The sequence below is a fragment of the Stenotrophomonas sp. CCNWLW57 genome, from assembly GCF_037203925.1.
In the GTDB taxonomy this organism is placed as follows: domain Bacteria; phylum Pseudomonadota; class Gammaproteobacteria; order Xanthomonadales; family Xanthomonadaceae; genus Stenotrophomonas; species Stenotrophomonas rhizophila_A.
This window is the reverse complement of the sequence record NZ_JBBCBJ010000007.1, coordinates 40,059-59,928: the sequence shown is the minus strand read 5'-3', so window position 1 is coordinate 59,928 and position 19,870 is coordinate 40,059. Positions and strand designations below refer to the sequence as shown.

Genomic DNA, 19,870 nt, shown 5'->3' with positions numbered 1-19,870 from the left:
CCATCCATTGCCTGCCCCCCGGCCGCCGCCACTCAGCCGCGGAGTCGCCGGATCACCGATGCGGGAACCACGGCGCGGACCAGCGACGCCAACCCCGGGCTGCGGCGGACGAAGCGTTCCAATGCGGAGTACGACGGATTCAGCGCGATCTCATCCGGCGCCGAATCGAAGTGGGCGATCACCGCTTCATACTGGTCGTACGGGTGCGGAATCATCCGCTTCAGCGCCGGCTGGCTGCGGTAGTAACGGCGCCAATCGGCCGGGATCTTCCTGCCGTTGGCGAACACACCGTACTTGTCCGGCAGGCCAGCGGGATTCTTCAACCGCTCCAGCTCGCTGGAGTACCACCGGGTCATTTCCAGCAACGTGGCGTTGCCGGCATCGTGCTTGCCGAGCATGTGCTCATGCGTGCCGATGTCGAAGCCGGAGAAGTGGTAGAAGCGCAGCGGGTGGCTTCCGTTGACCACGATCGTGCCATCGGCGCGGGTGCTGACCTGGCGGTAGTACAGGTTCCAGGTGGCCACGTTGTACGACGGGACACGCATGATGCCCAGCGTCTGGAAGAAGCACGGCGCCAGGTCGACCCACTTTTGGTCGGTGAACAGGCCACGCTGGTTGTCGTCGAAGCAGTAATCGCGGCAGCGGTCCTGCCACCACTGCAGGAATGCCGGGCCTTCGCCCACGCGCGTCAGCGCCAGGAAGCCCAGGTTGAACACGCCATGGCGCAGGCAGCCCAGCATTTCACCGTCGTGCAGGTCGTCGGTGTCCACGGCGGGAACCGATACATGGGGCGTGAGGATGATCGGATGCGTGACCATCTGCTGTTCCAGCTCTTCCATGCGCGCGTACAGCACGGTGTCTGGATCCTGGTAGACGACGTTGGCGAACCCGTACTGCTTGAACAGATGCGAGAAGGCGAACGGCTTGACCGCCGTGCAGAGCTCCACCACGGTGTGGTCGAACAACCACGACTGCAGGTCGCCCACCCCTTCCACCACGTCTTCGGGGGTAAGGACAATGTCGAAGTCCGAATAGTCCAGCGCCGGATCCTTGTGGTCGCTCAACATCAGGGCCATTTTGGCCTCAGGGTGATGGCGGCGCACGGAGGCGGCAAGAATGCGCGCCTTGGGCAGGTAGCCATTGTTGATGGACGTGAAAATACATTCGATCATGGTGGTCACTTCTTCATAGTGTCGCGAAGGCGGCGCACCAGCGGCAGCAGGCCGGTGGCGCCAAGAGTGGTCCGGACGGTATTGCGCCACGCCGGGGAGCCCACTGGCATGGACTGGCCACGGAGCTCGCTGATTGTACGCTTGAGCGCAGCGATTTCATGCTGCAGCTCGGTGTTCTGCTTCTTCAGCAGGACCGGATCGGTGATGCTCCACTGGCTGGAGATGCCGGCCACGGCACGCTGGTAGAACCGGTCCTCCTCGCTCATCACGGAGGTGTCCTGGTACCAGGGAAGGTGCAGTGCCGAATAGGGAGGCGCTGCCCGGATCGATCGCCACCAGCGCTCCTCCGAGCAGTCCACGCCCGGCCGATACAACGCGAAGGTAGTGTCCAGGGCGCTCTCGTAGTTGCCGTCATCGAGAAGATTCACCCAGAACGGCGCCTCCCACTCCAGCACTTCCTGTTTGAATGCATAGTGGTCGGGAAGATCGTTGATCCGCAGCGACAGGCCAGCCTTGGTATGGCGCGGGTAGCGTTCCAGCATCTCGTCGAGATGGCTGGTGATGTCGGCAGGGCAATCGTCGGCGGGAACCACGTCGCTGTCATTGAGGATGAACTTCTCACGCTCGATGATCTTCTGGAACCGACCCGACTTCCACAAGGCCAGGTGGCCAAGGTTTTCGGTCAAGCGCACGACATTGTGCGGCGACTGCCCGAGATAATCCTTCAGGGGCCCGTAGGTCGACGCATTGTCAATAATGGTGATGTTCTGGAAATCCAGCGACTCCAGTCGATCGATCACCTGGCGGATATAGGCCACCCGGTTGAACGAGATAATGAAGACCGGCACGGTCTTGTTGCACAGCGAACTCATACGTCAACTCCATAGACGTCATATCCCTCAGCCAGCACCAGGGCGCCCAGCAGGCGCTCCATGATGTGCTCCAGCCCTCCTTCAACTTCCCGGCTGTCCAGACTGAACTCGTCAAGGCTGAGCTGGTCCAGCAGCGGCCTGAGCACCGAACTGCGTACCCAGAACATCGTTCCCGCTACGAACGGCAGGCCCTGGGGCACGCCGAACCTTTCATACACTGCCTGGCTGAGGGCGGCATTGGCATCACCGACATTGGTGATGAATGGACGCGCGCCGACCATGCCGATCGCCGGATCATCATTGAACAGCTTGAGAATCGTATTGATCTGCCATGCGCTGCCGGCGAGCGGCTGGATCAGCTCACGCCGCCATTGCTCACCATCGCGGATTTCGGTACCAAACAATGCGGAAATAGCCTGGAAATATGTCTCGGCATTATGACTCTTCTTGGAGTGCAGTTTCAGCACAAGATCCGAATCCAGCAGGGCGCCTTGCTGAATGGCCGCGACCAGTCCGCCGACGTCCTTGCCGCGATTGGGTACGACCAGCACGCGCAGGTCGATACCCCGGTCCACAATGGGGACCAGTGCCTGGGCCATGTCCTCCCGGCTCCACGGCCCGGTGATCACAACCCGCTCCAGACCCGGAATGCGAAGCGCATCGGCGATCAGCTCCGGCGCAAGATCCAGATAATAGACATGCAGGTGCGCGGCGATTCTCGGCTCCATCGGGGCCATCGGCATCGGGTCGCGGGGAAGCACGCGGACGCTGCCCACCGGCATGCCGCCCGAGAGGAAATTGATGGATTCATTGATCCGGCGCTGGCTGCGCACTGCGCGCATGACCCGCTGGATGAAGGCGCGCGATCGACTGTCAGGCGGCCGACCGACCCGGTCGCGCCCCTCCAGGTGATCCAGCATCCGCACTTCACGGCACCGGGCCTGGTCGCGCTGCACCCGCGCGTGGATGCCCGACGCATAGGACCGCTGCAGCTGCGCCTGCACTTCGAGGCTCTCGACCACCACGGCCCGCAGCTCCCGTCCAGCCGCTTCGCGCTGCTCCAGCAGCGCCTGCTCCGAGCGCTCGCGCTGGCTCGTCAGTTCTCGCTCGGCGTGCTCGCGCTGGCTGGCCAGTTCGCCTTCGGCATGCTCGCGTTGGCTGGCCAGCTCGCCTTCGGTGCGCTCACGCAGGGCGGCCAGTTCGCGCTCGGACTGCTCCCGCAGCGCCTGCTCCTGGAGCGCACTCTGCTGCTCCTTGGCCATGATTTCCGCCTGGAGCGCTGCCTGGGTGCTGGCGGCGCCGGCTTCGCATGCCTGCAGCTCCGCCCGGTACTGTGCCTGCACCCGTTTGGCTTCGGCGCGCTCGGCCTCGACCATCTCCTGGCGCTGGTTGATCAGCGCAGCCAGGCCGTCGCGATCTTCTTCCACGGCCTCGAACGAAGCACGATAGTTGCGGATCTGCCCCTGCAGGTAGCGGCGCAGCAGCCGATCGTGCCGGTGGTGGCTCAGCAGCAGGCTTTCCGGGGCGCGCAGGCGGCGCCTGTATACCTGCCGGGTGATCAGCTGCGCTTCGACCGCCGCGCCGGGCATGCCGCTCAGGATCGCGTTGTTGCCGTGCAGGCGATAGCGAAGCAGACGCTCGTCGACGAACCCGACGCGCACGCCCTTTTCGTCTACGCAGCGCAGCACATAATCCCAGTCCAGGTTGTAACGGAAACGATGGAACGTTCCCACCTTGGTCAGAAGCTCTCGACGGAACAGGAAATTGGACGTTGAAACGGTCAGGTTGCCGTACAGCAGTCCATCGGCCACGCCATGCGTCCGCACGCGCTCGCGCATGCGCTCGGTGCTGAAGTTCCACCAATGCGCCGCATCGTTGATCTCGGCACCGTCGGCATCGATCAGCTGGGAGTCGCTGAACAGGAAGTTGTCACCGCTTTCTTCCGCGGCCGCCAGCATCCGCTTCAGGCGGCTGGGATGCCAGATGTCATCCGAATTGAGAATGGCCAGCCACGGGGCGGTGGCCCGCGATAGCCCATGGTTGATCGCCGAATGCGAACCGCCATTGGGCTGGGTGTGCACGCTGACGCGTGCATCTTCCACTGCCAACCGCCGCATGCGTTCCACCGAGTCATCCGATGAGCCGTCATCGATGACGATCAGTTCAACCTGCACGTCCTCCTGGGACAGCACCGAACGCGCCGCTTCTTCGATGAAGCGGGCGTGGTTGTACGAGGGAATGATGACGCTAACGTCGGGAGCCGGCATAAGGAATTCCGAGAACGCTGGATCAGGAGGGGTCATTCAGGTCTGGTCATCGGCGGGACGCCCGCGGCGACGGCCACCGGCGTCCGGCTTCAGCAGGCGGCGGCCGCGTCGCGCCACGCTTGCAGTGCCGCTTCATCTGGAACGTCGAGAATCCTCGGCGCTGCGCTCACGCGCGCCTTCAGCACATACTGGAAAACGTTCGCCGTGGGGTGACCGTTGAAAAGGACCCTCAAAGGCTCCGGAAGCACCTGCCAGTACTCGGTGAACTGCTCGTGCCAGCCGCCGGCATCCACCGTTTCGCGATGGGTGACCTCCAGACCGACGCGATTGAGCATGCGCTCCATCGAATTCCATGTGAAGAAACGCAGGTGCGTCTCGTCCAGCAGGCCAGTAGGCGTGTAATCGAACCGCCCGGCAAGAAGCGCGGCAATGATGCCGGCATGCCCGGCATTGGGGAAGGAAATGACCACCTGTCCGCCCGGTGCCAGCATCGGAACCAGCTGGCGCAGCGTTTCTTCCGGATCCCGCAAGTGCTCGATCACGTCGGCCGAGACGATGACATCATAGGCATCGGCAACTGCTGCCTGCCACTGCTGATCCTCAAGATTGCCTACGTACAGGCGGTCCAGCCACGGCCGCGCGCGTTCGGCGCTGGCGGCGTCGATCTCCACGCCCGTCACCCGGCACCGCTGGGCCTGGCTGAGCTGCCGGGAAATCACGCCGTAGCCGCACCCCAGCTCCAGTACCCGGTGGTCCACACCGACCAGCCTGGCGATCCGCGCGGCGGTACTCCCACCATCGGGGTCGAAGGCGTAATCATACGGCGACTGCCGTTCTTCAATGCTCATCGGAGCTCACCTCGATACCGATCTCAAGCATCGGAACACCCACCAGGCCGGTCGAGACGCTGGTGGAAACCGAGCGCACGATCAGCACATCGTGGCCCCAGTACAACTGCTGGTGGTCCACCTGGGTGCCGCTGGCAATGGCCACGTCGAAAGCGTAGTCGCCCACCGGCAGCACCGGCATCGGGAAAGTGAACACGGCGCGGAAGACCTGGTCGCGGTTGACGCCCGGAGGCGAATCCAGGTAGGTCAGGTAGGTGTTGTCGCCGAACAGGGTCTGGCCATGCTTGTCCTTGAGGAAGAAGCCGACAATCGGCTGGGCGATCTCGGCGCTCGCCCGCGCCTGGATGACCAGCGAAACCATCTCCCCACCCACCACCCACGACAGCGGGCGCTGCTCGCTGTCCTCCAGCACTACCTGGGTCAACTTCACGCCGCCGACGCCGAACGAGGCGCCCTGCGGATCGAAGTGGAAGACCTGGATGTCATTTCGCAGGCCACTGGCATTGATCATGCTCTTGCGCTGGTCACGCCAATCGGCGGCGCCGAGCACATCGCGCACGGCGTGGTCGGCAGCCGGCGCGGCCTGGGACTGGTTGAACAGCGAGGCCAGGTACTTTTCGGTAACGGATTTGGCATCACCAATGGCCATCACGTGGCCGTGGTCGATCCACATGGCCTGGTCGCAAAGGCTTCGCACCGCGCCGCTGTCGTGGCTGACGAAGACCAGGGTGCCACGCGCCTTGAATTCGCGCAGCCAGCGCATGCACTTCTGGGTGAACTGCGCGTCGCCCACCGCCAGCGCCTCGTCGATGACCAGGATGTCGGCGTCGACATGGGTGATGACGGAGAAGGCCAGGCGCACGAACATGCCGCTGGAGTAGGTCTTGACCGGCCGATCGATGAACTCGCCGATTTCCGCGAACTCGATGATCGAAGGCAACCGCTCGGTGATCTCCGCCGTGGTCAGGCCATAGATACCACCGCTGAGGATCGCATTCTGGCGCCCGGTGAATTCCGGATTGAAGCCGGCACCCAGCTCCAGCAGCGCGGCCACCTTGCCGGTCCTCTCCACCGTGCCGGTGGTCGCCTCAAGCGTCCCACAGACAATCTGCAGCAGGGTCGACTTGCCCGAGCCGTTCTTGCCGATCACGCCGAAGGTGGTGCCTTTGGCGATCGCGAAATCGACGTTCTGCAGGGCCCAGAATTCGCGGTACAGGCGCTTGCGCGAGCCAAGCACCGACTGCCACAAGCGGTGAACCGGCTTGTCGTACATGTGGTAGCACTTGGATACGCCGCTGGCGCGGATCGAGATTTCTTCAGAGGACATCAGCAAAGCCTCCGCGCGCCTTCTGGAAGAAGGAATAACCCGACACCGCAGCCAGGATCGCCACGCCCAGGTAGATCGACAGCAGCCCGAAGTCCGGCGTTTCGCCGAACATCAAGGCACCCCGGCTTTCCTGCATCGGAATGGTGAGTGGATTGAACATCACCCATGTCTGTACCGCCTTGGGCAATGCCGTGATCTGGTAGAACAGCGGGGAAAGGAACATGAAGGCACTGATCAGCAAGGTGACCATCTGGTTGATGTCGCGGATATAGGTGCCCAGCGCGGCAAGGAACCACGCAGCGCCCAGCGTGAACAGAACCAGCGGGGCCATGATCACCGGAATCCACAAGCCCTCCCAGTGCAGCGGGGCCTTGAGGATGAACGCGACCACGATCAACACCAGGAACGCGATGACGGCATTGAAGAGCGCCGTTGCCAACGTGACCGCAGGCAGCACCTCAAGCGGAAAGACCACCTTCTTCACATAGTTCGCGTTCGCCAGGATCAACGTCGGCGCACGCGTGATGCACTCTGCGAACGTGTTGAACACGATCAGACCAATGAACAGGGCGATGGTGAAATTGCCCTGGATATGATCGCCCGAGGACCAGCGGCTCTTGAACAACGTGCCAAACACGAATGAATACAGGGTCAACAGAAGCAGGTTCTGGATGACATACCACGAAAGGCCGCCATACGACCCCTTGAAGCGCGACGCGACCTCACGCTTTGAAAGCGCCCAGAAAAGCTCCAGGCTCCTGAGCAATGCACCCGTCATCAGATTCCAACTCCCATATCCTGATTCAACACGCTTACCGACGTCCCGGTCAGCTTCATGCTGCTCATCTCAGTTCAATGCCGCTTCCAGATCCACCTGCAGATCCCCCAGTTCCTCCACGCCCACGCTCAACCGCACCAGCGCATCGCTGATGCCCAGCTGCTCGCGGCGCTCCACCGGAATGGAGGCATGGGTCATCACCGCAGGATGGTTCACCAAGCTTTCCACGCCGCCCAGTGATTCGGCCAGGGTGAACAGCTCGGTGTTCTCGCAGAACCGCTTGGCCGCCTCGAATCCACCCTTGAGCATGATCGACACGATGCCGCCGTAGCCGTTCATCTGGCGCGTGGCCAGTTCATGCTGCGGGTGGCTCAGCAGGCCCGGGTAGATCACCTTTTCAATGGCCGGGTGCTTTTCCAGCCACTGGGCCAGGGCCAGCGCATTGGCGCAGTGCGCCTTCATGCGCAGCGGCAGGGTCTTCAGGCCACGCAGGGCCAGGAAGCTGTCGAACGGACCCTGCACACCCCCGATGGAGTTCTGCAGGAAGGCCATCTGCTCGGCCAGCTCGGCATTGTCGCCCACCACCACCATGCCGCCGACCATGTCCGAATGGCCGTTGAGGTACTTGGTGGCCGAGTGCAGGACCAGGTCCGCGCCCAGTTCCAGCGGGCGCTGCAGCATCGGCGAGGCGAAGGTGTTGTCCACCACCACGATCAGGCCACGGCGCTTGGCGATGGCCGCGACCGCGGCGATGTCCACGATCTTCAGCATCGGGTTGGTCGGGGTCTCGATCCAGACCATCTTCGTCTGCGGCGTAATCGCCGCTTCGAAGGCGGCCAGGTCGGTCAGGTCGACGAAGCCGAACTGCAGCCCGGCGGTGCGCTTGCGCACGCGCTCGAACAGGCGGAAGGTGCCGCCGTAGATGTCATCCATCGCCACCACGTGGCTGCCGGCGTCCAGCAGCTCCATCACCGTGGAGGTGGCGGCCATGCCCGAGGCGAAGGCGTAACCGCGACTGCCCCCTTCGAGCGAGGCCACGCAGCGCTCGTAGGCGAAGCGGGTCGGGTTGTGGGTACGCGAGTACTCGAAGCCCTGGTGTTCGCCGGGGCTGGACTGGGCGTAGGTGGAGGTGGCGTAGATCGGCGGCATCACCGCGCCGGTGCTCGGGTCGGGCGACTGCCCACCATGGATGGCGAGCGTAGCGAGAGCGAGCTGGCGCTTGGAGTGCCCGGAGGCTGCAGGATCGGACATGGGGTTCCCAGCGATTGAGAGCCCCAAACGGGGCCCACACTAAATGGAGCGGAAGTCTATCAGCGCCGGCTTAATCAGCCCTTGACTCTAATAAACACAGGTTCAGAGCCGAACGTCGGCCATCGCGCCTTTATTGGACGCGACGACGCAGGTAGTTCAGCAGGTCGATCCGTGTGATCAGCCCCAGGAAGCTGCCACCATCCATGATGATGGCCACCTGGCCGCGGTCGAACACCGGCAGCAGGGCTTCGATCGGCGATTTCACGTCCAGCCGGTCCAGCTTGCTGACCATGGCGGTGGAGACCTTGTCGCGGAACCGCGACTCGTCCCCGTACACATGCAGCAGGACGTCGCTCTCGTCGACGATGCCGACCAGCTGGTCGCCATCCATCACCGGCAGCTGCGACACGTCATACAGCTTCATGCGCTGGTAAGCGGTGGTCAGCAGATCGTTCGGGCCGATCACCACGGTGTCGCGCTGGCCGTACGGGCGCAGGATCAGGTCGCGCAGGTCGCCGGTCTGGGGACGCTCCAGGAAGCCGTTGTCCAGCATCCAGTAGTCGTTGTACATCTTGGAGAGGTACTTGTTACCGGTGTCGCAGACCAGCACCAGCACCTTCTTCGGGGTGGTCTGCTCCTTGCAGTACTTCAGCGCGGCCGCCAGCAGGGTGCCGGTGGAGGAGCCGCCGAGCACGCCTTCCTTGCCCAGCAGCTCGCGCGCGGTGTGGAAGCTTTCGGCGTCGGTGATGGCGTAGGCCTTGGTGACCCGGCTGAAATCGGCGATCGAGGGCAGGAAGTCCTCACCGATGCCTTCCACCAGCCAGCTGCCCGACTTGTCGTTGAGCACGCCGTCATTGATGTATTCGGCCAGGATCGAGCCAACCGGGTCGGCCAGCACCAGCTCGGTCTTCGGCGACAGGGTGGAGAAGGCGCGCGACAGGCCGGTCATGGTGCCGGAGCTGCCGCAGCCGAACACGATGGCATCCAGGTCGCCGTCCATCTGTTCCAGGATTTCCGGGCCAGTGCCGAATTCGTGGGCGGCCGGGTTATCCGGGTTGCCGAACTGGTTGATGAAGTACGCGCCGGGGGTCTCCTCGGCCACGCGCTTGGCCATGTCCTGGTAGTACTCGGGGTGGCCCTTGGCCACGTCCGAACGGGTCAGCCGGACTTCGGCGCCCATCGCCTTGAGGTTGAAGATCTTCTCGCGGCTCATCTTGTCCGGTACGACCAGGATTAGCTTGTACCCCTTCTGCTGGGCGACCAGGGCCAGGCCCAGGCCGGTATTGCCCGCCGTGCCTTCCACCAGCGTCGCACCCGGCTTGAGATCGCCGCGCTGTTCCGCCGCCTCGATCATCGACAGGCCGATGCGGTCCTTGATGGATCCCCCGGGATTGGCGCTTTCGAGCTTCAGGTACAGCTCGCAGACACCGGTGTCCAGGCGCTGGGCCTTGACGATCGGGGTCTTGCCAATGAGGTCGAGTACGGAGGAGTGGATTGCCATCGGGTCACATCGATTCGCGCCGCAGAGCGGCCGGACCCCCGATTATCCGACAGATGGTAGAGACACGCCATGCATCCCTGGCCCTGAAAGAGCGACGCGGACGGCGCCCGTCGACGAGGAGACGGACGCCGCCCGCGGCGTTTGGCGGTGCCGGCGCTGGGCCGGCAGGTTCAGCGGCAGGTGCCGGGCGTGGGCCGGCACGATCAGGCCTTAGTGCACGGGGGAGGAAGACTCGTACATGCGCAGCAGGCGCTGCTTGGTGAGAAGCTTCTCACGCTTCAACTGGCCCAGAGTGAGGTCGCCTACCGGATTCACGCCCAACGCGGCATCCATACACTTCTTGTTCAACTTCTGGTGCCGTTCGTAAAGCTCTTTGAATTCCGGATCGCTCTTGCGGCGTGCGTCGATTTCACTCTGGGGCTGACCTTCAAACATGATGAACCTCCTATCGCGTCTACAGCACAAACAAGAACGCCCCGGCCGGTAAGGCACGGGGCGTTGCTTCGGGAGGAGCGCCGGCATCCACCGCGATCAAGGCAGAACCCAGGCGCACGACCGGGATTGCCCGGCCTGCAGACTGCTCTGGTTCGTGCCCTCGATGCATCGGCCCGGCCCTCCAATCGTCCGGGTCGCGGAAGGCCACCCGGACAATCGACCCTACGCCTGCCCAAGGGCCGGTTCAAGGGTTTCGTTTGAAATCGCCGGTGCGCGCCAGTCGGGGTTCAGGCTGAACACGCAATTCAACGAAATTTAAACAAAAACAGGAGGTTGCATCATTCTGACGCGGTCACGACCAACGGTCGTGACCTACCAATACATGCAACCAGGTAGGTCATGACCGTTGGTCATGACAGAGGCAACCGGGTAGGTCATGACCGTTGGTCATGACACCGGCGATCAAGGAGCGATGATGACCTCGGCCGAGCGCGCCTTGGTGGCCGCCGCCTTCTTCCCGCTGACCTGCAGGCGGCTGGCGCTGACGCCGGCCCCCACCAGGGCATCGCGCAGGGCTTCGGCACGCTGCTGCCCTACCCCGGCGGCGGCATCGTAGGCCTCGATCCGGACCCGGCCCTTCTTGCCGATGTTGAGGTACTCGGCCAGCGCCTTGGCCTGGCCCTTGGCCCCGCCCGAGAGCGCACCCTTGCCACTGGCAAAGGCATCGCCGGCGAAGGTGAACACCTCGCCGCGGCTGTCGAACTTCGACCCCGGCAGCTTGTTGCCCGAGACCAGTTCGGCCTCTTCCCGGGCCAGCTTGGCCGCGTTCTGCTGGGCCGCGCTCAGCCGCGCGGTCTGCTTGCCGGCCACGCTGGTCAGCGCGGTTTCGGCGTCCTGGCGGGCCAGCGCTTCGGTTTCGGCGGCCAGGCGCAGGCGTTCGGACTCCTCGGCCTGGATCTGGGCCTGCACGCGCAGCCGCTCGCTTTCCTGGCGGGCACGCTGGGCGTCGCGGCGGCTGGCTTCGATCAGCAGGTCGCTGCGGGTGCGCTCGAGCGTGGCCACTTCGCGCTTGGCCAGGGCGGCGCGCACGCTGGTTTCGGCGATTTCGACCCGGCGGTCGGCCAGGTAGCGGGCCTGGTCGAGGTCGCGGCGCTTGGCATTGGCCAGCGCGGCGATGGCCTGCTGGGCCTGCAGGCGCTCATAGGCGGCCAGCTCGGACGCATCCGGGTTGGCCTGGATGGCCATCAGGCGCTGGGTGAGCTGGGCCACGGCCGGGTCTTCGGCGGCGCCGGCCAGCGGCGACAGGGCCAGGCCGATGGCCAGCAGCAGGGGCTGGATGCGCAGGGCAGCGGCCTTCATCGGCGGTCCTCCCCGGCGAGCTGGCGTTCGAGCTGGGTCACCTCGTTGCGGCGCAGCTGCAGCTGGGCCGTGGCGGTGGCCTCCTCGCTCCGGGCGCGGGCCAGGTCGGCATCGGCGGTCGCGCGCACAGCCAGGGCCGGGGCGTTCTTGCGCTCGCGGCGGTCGCCCGCTGCGGCCTGGGCCTGTTCCAGGCCTTGGCGGGCCACGGCGATCAGGTCCGGGGCGTACTGGTCGGCGTCGGCCTGGGTGGCCTTGTCCACGGCCTGGCGGGCCTGCATGAGCTCGAGCGCGCCGTCCTGGGCCAGGGCCGGCCCGGCCAGTGCGAATGCGCACGCCATCACGCAACTCGTCAAAACTACATACGGGGTACGCCGCATTTGTGCGAAGCTAGGATTCATTGGGGGTGCCGTTCGCCTGAAGTAGGTGCGCGGCCATTGTCGGAAGCCTGCGGCGTGCTTGCAATGGCATGTCGCCGATTGTTGGGGAAACATTTCGCATGGATATCGGCTATTTCCTGAAGCTGATGACCGAAAAGAACGCTTCGGACATGTTCTTGACCACCGGCGCCCCGGTGTACATCAAGATCGAAGGCAAGCTGTACCCGCTGGGCAATACCGGGCTGCCGCCCGGGATGGTCAAGAAAATCGCCTATTCGCTGATGGACGAGGGCCAGGTGCCCCAGTTCGAACGCGACCTTGAGCTCAACATGGCCATCGCCCTGCCGGATGCGGGACGCTTCCGCGTCAACGTGTTCAAGCAGCGCGGCGAGGTCGGCATGGTGATCCGTGCCATCCGCAGCAAGATTCCCAGCATCGAAGAGCTCAACCTGCCCCAGGTCCTCAAGGACGTCATCATGACCCCGCGCGGGCTGGTGCTGGTGGTGGGCTCGACCGGCTCGGGCAAGTCGACCTCGCTGGCGTCGATGATCGACCACCGCAACAGCACCACGACCGGGCACATCCTCACCATCGAGGACCCGATCGAGTACCTGCACAAGCACAAGATGTCGATCGTCAACCAGCGCGAGGTCGGGCTGGATACCCATGCCTTCCACAACGCGCTGAAGAACGCGATGCGTGAAGCGCCGGACGTGATCCTGATCGGCGAAATCCTCGATTCGGAAACGATGGAGGCGGCCATCGCCTTCGCCGAAACCGGTCACCTGTGCCTGGCCACGCTGCACTCCAACAACGCCGACCAGACCATCGAGCGCATCCTCAACTTCTTCCCCGAGAGCGCGCACCGCAACGTGCTGATGAACCTCTCGCTGAACCTGCGCGCGGTGATTTCCCAGCGCCTGGTCAAGGGCCAGGATGGGCGCCGCCTGCCGGCCACCGAAGTGTTGATCAACACGCCGATGATCCGCGACCTGCTGCGCCGCGGCCAAGTGCACGAGATCAAGCCGGCGATGGAAGCCTCGCTGGAAGAAGGCATGGAGAGTTTCGACCAGTGCCTGTTCCGCATGGCCAAGGGCGGCATCATCGAGCAGGAAGAAGCGCTGCGTGCGGCCGATTCGCGCGATGGCCTGGCCCTGAAGTTCCGCCTGTCCGAAGGCGGCAGCGGCGAGCATGACCCGTACGCGGATTATTCGGCGGCGACCCCGGCGGCGATCACGCACGGGTTCTGACGGAATCGGCGCCCGGCAACGGGCGCCAAGCGGCTTGGAACCGCCTGGGCCGGCCAACGGCCGGCGCTACCGGTATCCGAAGCCTTCGGTCGATTGATCCCGATCCCAATGGGCTCGTAACGGTTCGTAGCCCCGGCCGTTGGCCGGAAACCGCGCGCAGCGCGGCACAAGCGTCCGAACGCGGTACGGTTACCCATTGCGGCCAACTACCCGACGTTTAACGGCGCCGAAGCCGCCCATCACCCCGCGCAATCCACCTGGTTTTCAGGCCGCGCCGCATCGAATGCCGGCAAGGCCAGGCACGCCTCGTCGATCCGCACCAGGGTCGGGTACGGGCCCAGATCCACGTTGAAGCGGCGGGCGTTGAACAGCTGCGGCACCAGGCAGCAATCGGCCAGGGTCGGTGTGTCGCCGTGGCAGAAGCGCCCGGTGTCCACCGACTCGACCAGCAGCCGTTCCATCGCATCGAAGCCGACCTGCATCCAGTGCCGGGTCCAGTCCTCACGCTCGGTCTGCGGCACGTTCCAGGTATCGCTGAAGAACTGCATCACGCGCAGGTTGTTGAGCGGGTGCAGGTCGCATGCCACCAGCTGTGCCAGCGCACGCACGCGGGCGCGGCCCGGGGCATCGTCGGGTAGCAGCGGCGGCTCCGGAAACACCTCGTCGAGGTACTCCAGGATCGCCATCGACTGGTGCAGCACCAGATCCCCATGCACCAGGGTGGGCACCAGCTCCTGCGGGTTGAGCGCGGCATACCCTTCGCTGTGCTGCTGGCCGCCGTCGCGGACCAGGTGCACCGGGGTGATCTGGTGTTCCAGGCCCTTGAGGTTCAGACCGATGCGCACGCGGTAGGCCGCGCTGGAGCGCCAGTAGCTGAACAGCTCGATGCGGTCGGCCGGGGTGTTCAGGGCCGTGCTGCCTGTTCGATGCGCTGTTCGATGGCGCCGAAGATGCTCTCGCCGGCGGCATCGAACATTTCAATGCGGACCACGTCGCCGAACGACATGAACGGCGTGCTCGGCTTGCCGTCGCGCAGGGTTTCCACGGTGCGCTGCTCGGCAAAGCAGGAGGCCCCCTTGCTGGTGTCCTCGTTGGCGATGGTGCCCGAGCCGACGATGGCACCGGCGCCCAGCGGGCGGGTCTTGGCCGCGTGCGCGACGAGCTGGGCGAAGTTGAACTGCATGTCCACGCCCGCTTCCGGCGCGCCGAACCAGGCGCCGTTGACGTGGGTGACCAGCGGCAGGTGCACCTTGCTGTCCTGCCAGGCCTCGCCCAGCTCGTCGGGGGTGACGAACACCGGCGACAGCGCCGAGCGCGGCTTGGACTGCAGGAAGCCGAAGCCCTTGGCCAGCTCGCCCGGGATCAGGTTGCGCAGCGAGACATCGTTGACCAGGCCGACCAGCTGGATATGGCCGGCGGCCTGCTCGGCGGTGACCGCCATCGGCACGTCATCGGTGATGACCACCAGTTCGGCTTCCAGGTCGATGCCGTACTCCTCGCTGATCACCTTCACGGCATCGCGCGGGCCATGGAACCCTGCGCTGGTGGCCTGGTACATCAGCGGGTCGGTGTAGAAGCTTTCCGGCACTTCGGCGCCACGGGCGCGGCGCACGCGCTCTACGTGCGGCAGGTAGGCGCTGCCATCGACGAATTCATAGGCGCGCGGCAGCGGCGCGGCCAGTGCCTGCAGGTCGATGTCGAACACGCCATCGGCGCTGCCGTCATTGAGCGACTCGGACAACGCGTTCAGGCGCGGCGCCAGGTGGCTCCAGTCTTCCAGGGCCTGCTGCAGGGTGGCGGCGATCCCGGTGGCGCGCACGCCATGGCGCAGGTCGCGCGAGACCACGATCAGGGTGCCGTCGCGGCCGCCTTCCTTCAAAGAACCAAGCTTCATGGGTGGGATATCCGGGGGATCGCAGGAAATAGGTTTCGAGTGTAACCAAATGCGTGGTCATGCCAAGTCGCAGTGCCGCAGAACGAACATAAACCATCCGAATGATGCTGACGTGGTCGCTCGCCAAGGTCGTCCGGCTGGGGCCGGCCGCTACGAATTGCTACGGGCGCCGGGGAGGCATGGATACGTCGGGAGTCGCTTGTTCAACCTGAACGGGGGATTTGGCCTTGCGGGCGCGGTTCCGCTACACTAGGCGGGTCTGCAGCGGCCGTCCGTTTCCCTTCGGGATCGCCGGCGATCGGGATTTCCGTCCCTCGCCCGCCCCCACTCCGACGCCATTCGTCATGCATTCCAGTCTGCGCACCGCGTGGGCTGCACCCAATTCTCGCAGCGCGGTTCACGGGAACGCTCCGAGTCAGCCGATCAACTCGATCTGCCTTGCGTCCGGCCATTCGGCCTGGCGTTACTTCGTCTTTGGAGCTTCCACCCGATGTCTTTTGAAAACCTGGGCCTTGCCCCGTTCCTGCTGCGCGCGTTGTCCGAGCAGGGCTATGAAAACCCCACCCCGATCCAGGAGCAGGCGATCCCGCTGGCCCTGGAAGGCCGCGACCTGCTGGCCGGCGCGCAGACCGGTACCGGCAAGACCGCTGCGTTCGGCCTGCCGCTGCTGCAGCACCTGGGCACCAACCCGCAGGCCGTGAACGGCCCGCGCAAGCCGCGTGCGCTGGTGCTGGCCCCGACCCGCGAACTGGCTACCCAGGTGCATGACAGCCTGCGCGGTTACAGCAAGTACCTGCGCATTCCCAGCGCCTGCATCTACGGCGGCGTCGGCATGGGCAACCAGTTCGACGTGCTGCGCCGTGGCGTGGACCTGCTGGTGGCCTGCCCGGGCCGCCTGATCGACCACCTGGAGCGTCGCAGCGTCGACCTGTCGGGCATCGAGATCCTGGTGCTGGACGAAGCCGACCGCATGCTGGACATGGGCTTCCTGCCGTCGATCAAGAAGATCCTGGCCAAGCTGCCGCGCCAGAACCGCCAGACCCTGCTGTTCTCGGCGACCTTCGAAGAGAGCATCAAGCAGCTGGCGCTGGAGTTCATGCGCGATCCGGCGCAGATCCAGGTCACCCCGAAGAACACGGTCGCCGAATCCATCAAGCACTGCGTGCACCCGGTTGACGGCCCGCGCAAGCGTGACCTGCTGCTGCACCTGCTGGCCCAGGACAGCCGCGAGCAGACCCTGGTGTTCGGCCGTACCAAGCACGGCTGCGACAAGCTGGCCACGTTCCTGGAGAAGTCCGGGATCAAGACCGCGGCGATCCACGGCAACAAGAGCCAGGGCCAGCGCCTGCGTGCGCTGGGCGACTTCAAGGCCGGCCGCGTGACCGTGCTGGTGGCCACCGACATCGCCGCGCGCGGTATCGACATCAACGAACTGCCGAAGGTCATCAACTACGACCTGCCGATGGTGCCGGAAGATTACGTGCACCGTATCGGCCGTACCGGCCGCAACGGCTCGACCGGCCAGGCGATCTCGCTGGTGGCCCAGGACGAGGCCAAGCTGCTGCGCCAGATCGTGCGCCTGCTGGACAAGGACATGGACATCCGCGACGTGCCGGGCTTCGAGCCGCAGACCCCGATCCGCTGGGGCAACAGCGCGCCGGGCAAGGCCGAAGTGCCGGGTGGCGATCGTTCGCCGCGCAAGCACGCGCGCCGTCCGCATGGCGAGGCCCCGCGCCACGCCCATGCCGGTGCCAAGACCGGCGGCGGCCAGCGTGACGGTGCCGGTCGCGGTGCAAGCCGTGGTGCCGGCAACGGTGCGCCGCGCGGTGGTGCGCCGACCGGCCAGCGCCGTGGCGGTGGTGGCGGCGGTCGCGGTCCGGGCGGCGGCAACCGCGCCGGCTGATCGTTTCGCCGGCTGCACAATGGAAAAGGGCGACGCATTGCGTCGCCCTTTTTTTTACCCGCGCGGCTTGGTCGGATTGAGCAGGTTGCCGAAGAACACCGCGTTCAACAGCAGCCGCTCGGTGCCGTGCCAGTACTTGCGATGCGCCGGGTCATCGGCGAACAGCACCACGTTGCCCTGCCCCTGCGGCGACACCAGCAGCCAGGCGGTGCCGGCCACGCGGCTGCGGTTGGCCTCGGACAGGTAGCCGTTCACCCGCGGTGACTCGTCAATGCGCACCACGGTCGAGAACGCATTGCGGCTGGGCCTGAAGCTGATCCCGTTTTCCTTGTTGATCGCCAGCTGGGTGCGCGGCAGGCCGAAGCCGAGCGGGTGGCTGGTGTCCACGTCGGCGCTGAGGATGTTGCCGCTCACCCGCTCGATGGCGGCGATGTCGCGCTGGTCGCCGAACGCGCGGCGCGCACCTTCGGGCTCCTTCTCTTCGGCACCCAGCACTTCATCGCTGAGCTTCTGCTCGATCGCCCACTTGGCCGCGCTGCCGTAGGTCACCAGCGAACCGCCGGCGTTGATCCAGCGCTTGAGCGCGGCCACCGCCGTGGCATCCACGCCGCTGTAGGTACCGCCAGCCAGCACGATGGTGGTGTAGCGGTCCAGGTTGACCTTGCCCAGCTGCGCCGGGTCCAGCTTGCTGGCTGGCAGCTGCACCTGCTGGTCGAGCAGGAACCACGCCGAACCGATCTCGGTGGCGCTCACGCCCTCGCCCATCACCAGCGCCACCGCCGGCCTGCGCAGCGATTTGACGCTGTCGCTGCCCAGGTCGATGCCGCTGCGGCTCTGCCCGCTGGCCAGGGCGTGCACCTGCACGCCGCTGCTGCGCGCCGCTTCATCCACGGCAGCGAGCAGTGCGTCGCCCGCCAGCGTCTGCCCGGCCACCGGCACCACCACGCTGCCACGCGCGAACGCCTGCTCACCCGACGCGGTGGCGGCGGTGAACGGCTGGAACGCGGCGCGGGTCAGCACGCCCTTGGCCTGCAGCGCGTACAGCGCGCGGCTGGCGTTGTAATCGCGCCAGTCGAACACGTAGGCATAGCCGGCCTGGCCACCGCTCACCCCACCACGGGCGGCCGGCAGGCGGGTGATGCGCTCGCCGCCATCGACACGGCTGCGGCTGCCGGCGAACGCCACGCCGTAGGCCGGTGCGATGGCATAGGAGGTGCTGCCGTAGAACACGTCGCCCTTGATCGGCGGGGTCTCGGCGAAGATCGAATGCACCAGGCGGAACTGCGGCTGCGCGGTCGGCACCACGTAGGCACTGCCCGGCTCGAAGCGCTGGCCGTCCACGGTGACCGCCTTGCTCAATGCCTGCACGGTGATCTGGTGCTGGAGCAGCAGGTCGAGCAGGCGCCGGGTCAAGCCCGGGTCGTTGGCGTCGCCGAATACGAACGCCTTGACCGGCTGCTGGTTGGCCTGCTTCACGGCGGACTGGAAGAATTCCTTCTGCAGCTTCAGCAGCCCGTCGCGCTCGGTCACCGCACCGCGCACCGTGCCCAGGCCGGTGGCGACCTGGTTGCGGATGGTGAACGGGAAGGTCAGCAGGCCATTGACCGATTCCTGCACGCGGCCACGCGAGCTGGCCTGTTCCACCGTGACGCCGACCGCACCATGGAAGTCCGGATAGGTCGAGCCGTACACCGGCGAGAAGTTGTCGAAATTCTCACCGGTGTAGTACAGCGAGCCGAGCGCATCCAGTGCCTGCGCGTGGTACTTGGCCAGGGTCTTGTTGAACGCGTACGACGACGCCGGCAACAGCGGGCTGTGCATGCTCGCCGGCGACGGTTCGAAGTAGTAGGTGCTGTCCTTGCCCATCTCGTGGAAATCGATCTGGACGTTGGGGTACCACTGGTGGAAGTAGGCGATCTTGGGCCGCGTGTCCTGCTGGGTCAATGCCAGCCAGTCGCGGTTGAGGTCGGTGAAGTAGTGGTTGGTGCGTCCCTGCGGGAAGGGCTCCACGTGCTCCTTGTCGGCCGGATCGGCCGATGCCGGCGACGAGGCGTAAGCGTTGTGCCAGCTGGCCGCACGGTCGCGGCCGTCCGGGTTCTGCGCCGGGTCGAACAGCACCACCGCCTGCTGCAGCCACCTGGCCGTATCGGCACTGCGGTTGGCCACCAGGTAGTACGCGGTGAGCAGCGCGGCTTCGCCACTGGAGGTTTCATTGCCGTGCACGCTGTAGCCCAGCCACACGACCACAGGGCTGTTGCCGGCCGCCGACAACGGCTGCGCCGGGTCGGCCAGGGTCACGTGCTGGCGGCGCAGGGTTTCCAGCTGCTGCTGGTTCTGCGCCGAGGTGACGGTGGCGATCAGCAACGGGCGGCCTTCGTAGCTGCTGCCGATCTGCTCGACCTTGATCTTGTCGGAGTGTCTGGCCAGCTCGTTGAAGTAGGCCACCAGCTGGTCGTGCCGGGTGTAGCGGCTGCCGATCTCGTAGCCCAGGAACTGCTGCGGGGTGGGAATGGCCGGATCGAAATCGCCGCCCTGCGGGAAGAAATAGGCGCTCTGTGCGAACGCCGGCGCGGCCAGCAGCCACAGCGCCCCCACCACCCAGGTGATGGGGCGCGACAAACGATGGAACAAGGACA

The 19,870-nt window shown here is 65.4% G+C and carries 16 protein-coding genes; 2 read left to right on the top strand and 14 right to left on the bottom strand.

Annotated elements, in window-relative coordinates; translation table 11 throughout:
• Positions 1-32: 32 nt before the first annotated feature.
• The 11 genes from V9K91_RS16515 to V9K91_RS16465 form a co-directional block, all read right to left on the bottom strand.
• Positions 33-1,172, bottom strand: a complete 1,140-nt coding sequence (locus tag V9K91_RS16515) for a glycosyl transferase (protein WP_141236281.1) — start codon at positions 1,170-1,172, stop codon at positions 33-35.
• 5 nt (positions 1,173-1,177) lie between these two features.
• Positions 1,178-2,044, bottom strand: coding sequence for a hypothetical protein (locus V9K91_RS16510; protein ID WP_336443536.1), 867 nt, complete (start codon positions 2,042-2,044; stop codon positions 1,178-1,180).
• Entirely contained in the window at positions 2,041-4,311 is a 2,271-nt protein-coding gene (locus V9K91_RS16505; RefSeq protein WP_337308197.1) for a glycosyltransferase, read from the bottom strand. Before V9K91_RS16505 ends, V9K91_RS16510 begins: the two co-directional genes overlap by 4 nt.
• 89 nt (positions 4,312-4,400) lie before the next feature.
• Complete coding sequence (locus V9K91_RS16500; RefSeq protein ID WP_068849037.1) at positions 4,401-5,159, bottom strand: class I SAM-dependent methyltransferase; 759 nt, start codon at positions 5,157-5,159, stop codon at positions 4,401-4,403.
• Positions 5,149-6,486 carry an ABC transporter ATP-binding protein gene (locus V9K91_RS16495; RefSeq protein WP_249833719.1) on the bottom strand — a complete coding sequence of 446 codons (1,338 nt, stop codon included), beginning with the start codon at positions 6,484-6,486 and terminating at the stop codon, positions 5,149-5,151. Before V9K91_RS16495 ends, V9K91_RS16500 begins: the two co-directional genes overlap by 11 nt.
• The gene (locus V9K91_RS16490) at positions 6,476-7,264 is read right to left on the bottom strand and encodes an ABC transporter permease (RefSeq protein WP_068849034.1); all 789 of its coding nucleotides are present in this window, start codon (positions 7,262-7,264) and stop codon (positions 6,476-6,478) included. Before V9K91_RS16490 ends, V9K91_RS16495 begins: the two co-directional genes overlap by 11 nt.
• Positions 7,265-7,333: 69 nt before the next feature.
• Positions 7,334-8,515, bottom strand: coding sequence for a cystathionine gamma-synthase (locus tag V9K91_RS16485; protein ID WP_336443534.1), 1,182 nt, complete (start codon positions 8,513-8,515; stop codon positions 7,334-7,336).
• Positions 8,516-8,645: 130 nt separating this feature from the next.
• Positions 8,646-10,016 (bottom strand): pyridoxal-phosphate dependent enzyme, encoded by a 1,371-nt coding sequence (locus V9K91_RS16480; protein ID WP_068849030.1) that lies wholly within the window; start codon positions 10,014-10,016, stop codon positions 8,646-8,648.
• 210 nt (positions 10,017-10,226) lie between these two features.
• Positions 10,227-10,451, bottom strand: a complete 225-nt coding sequence (locus V9K91_RS16475) for a YdcH family protein (RefSeq protein ID WP_068849028.1) — start codon at positions 10,449-10,451, stop codon at positions 10,227-10,229.
• A gap of 462 nt (positions 10,452-10,913) precedes the next feature.
• On the bottom strand, positions 10,914-11,810 hold the full coding sequence (locus V9K91_RS16470) for a hypothetical protein (RefSeq protein WP_249833716.1): 897 nt from the start codon (positions 11,808-11,810) through the stop codon (positions 10,914-10,916).
• Positions 11,807-12,208 (bottom strand): DUF4398 domain-containing protein, encoded by a 402-nt coding sequence (locus V9K91_RS16465; protein WP_093532893.1) that lies wholly within the window; start codon positions 12,206-12,208, stop codon positions 11,807-11,809. Before V9K91_RS16465 ends, V9K91_RS16470 begins: the two co-directional genes overlap by 4 nt.
• Positions 12,209-12,306: 98 nt before the next feature.
• On the opposite strand from V9K91_RS16465, the gene V9K91_RS16460 reads away from it, so the two are divergent.
• The gene (locus tag V9K91_RS16460) at positions 12,307-13,437 is read left to right on the top strand and encodes a PilT/PilU family type 4a pilus ATPase (RefSeq protein WP_068849022.1); all 1,131 of its coding nucleotides are present in this window, start codon (positions 12,307-12,309) and stop codon (positions 13,435-13,437) included.
• Positions 13,438-13,676: 239 nt separating this feature from the next.
• On the opposite strand, the gene maiA is transcribed toward V9K91_RS16460, so the two are convergent.
• Together maiA and V9K91_RS16450 are read right to left on the bottom strand one after the other, a co-directional pair.
• Positions 13,677-14,345 carry a maleylacetoacetate isomerase gene (gene maiA, locus V9K91_RS16455; RefSeq protein WP_068849020.1) on the bottom strand — a complete coding sequence of 223 codons (669 nt, stop codon included), beginning with the start codon at positions 14,343-14,345 and terminating at the stop codon, positions 13,677-13,679.
• Positions 14,342-15,331, bottom strand: coding sequence for a fumarylacetoacetate hydrolase family protein (locus V9K91_RS16450; protein WP_336443533.1), 990 nt, complete (start codon positions 15,329-15,331; stop codon positions 14,342-14,344). Before V9K91_RS16450 ends, maiA begins: the two co-directional genes overlap by 4 nt.
• A 490-nt stretch (positions 15,332-15,821) precedes the next feature.
• On the opposite strand from V9K91_RS16450, the gene V9K91_RS16445 reads away from it, so the two are divergent.
• Positions 15,822-17,234 carry a DEAD/DEAH box helicase gene (locus tag V9K91_RS16445; RefSeq protein ID WP_093532896.1) on the top strand — a complete coding sequence of 471 codons (1,413 nt, stop codon included), beginning with the start codon at positions 15,822-15,824 and terminating at the stop codon, positions 17,232-17,234.
• A gap of 54 nt (positions 17,235-17,288) precedes the next feature.
• Here the strand turns inward: V9K91_RS16445 and V9K91_RS16440 are convergent, their stop codons facing one another.
• A complete protein-coding gene (locus tag V9K91_RS16440) occupies positions 17,289-19,853 on the bottom strand; it encodes a M14 family zinc carboxypeptidase (protein ID WP_306990547.1) in 2,565 nt (854 codons plus the stop codon).
• Between the last annotated feature and the right edge of the window lie 17 nt (positions 19,854-19,870).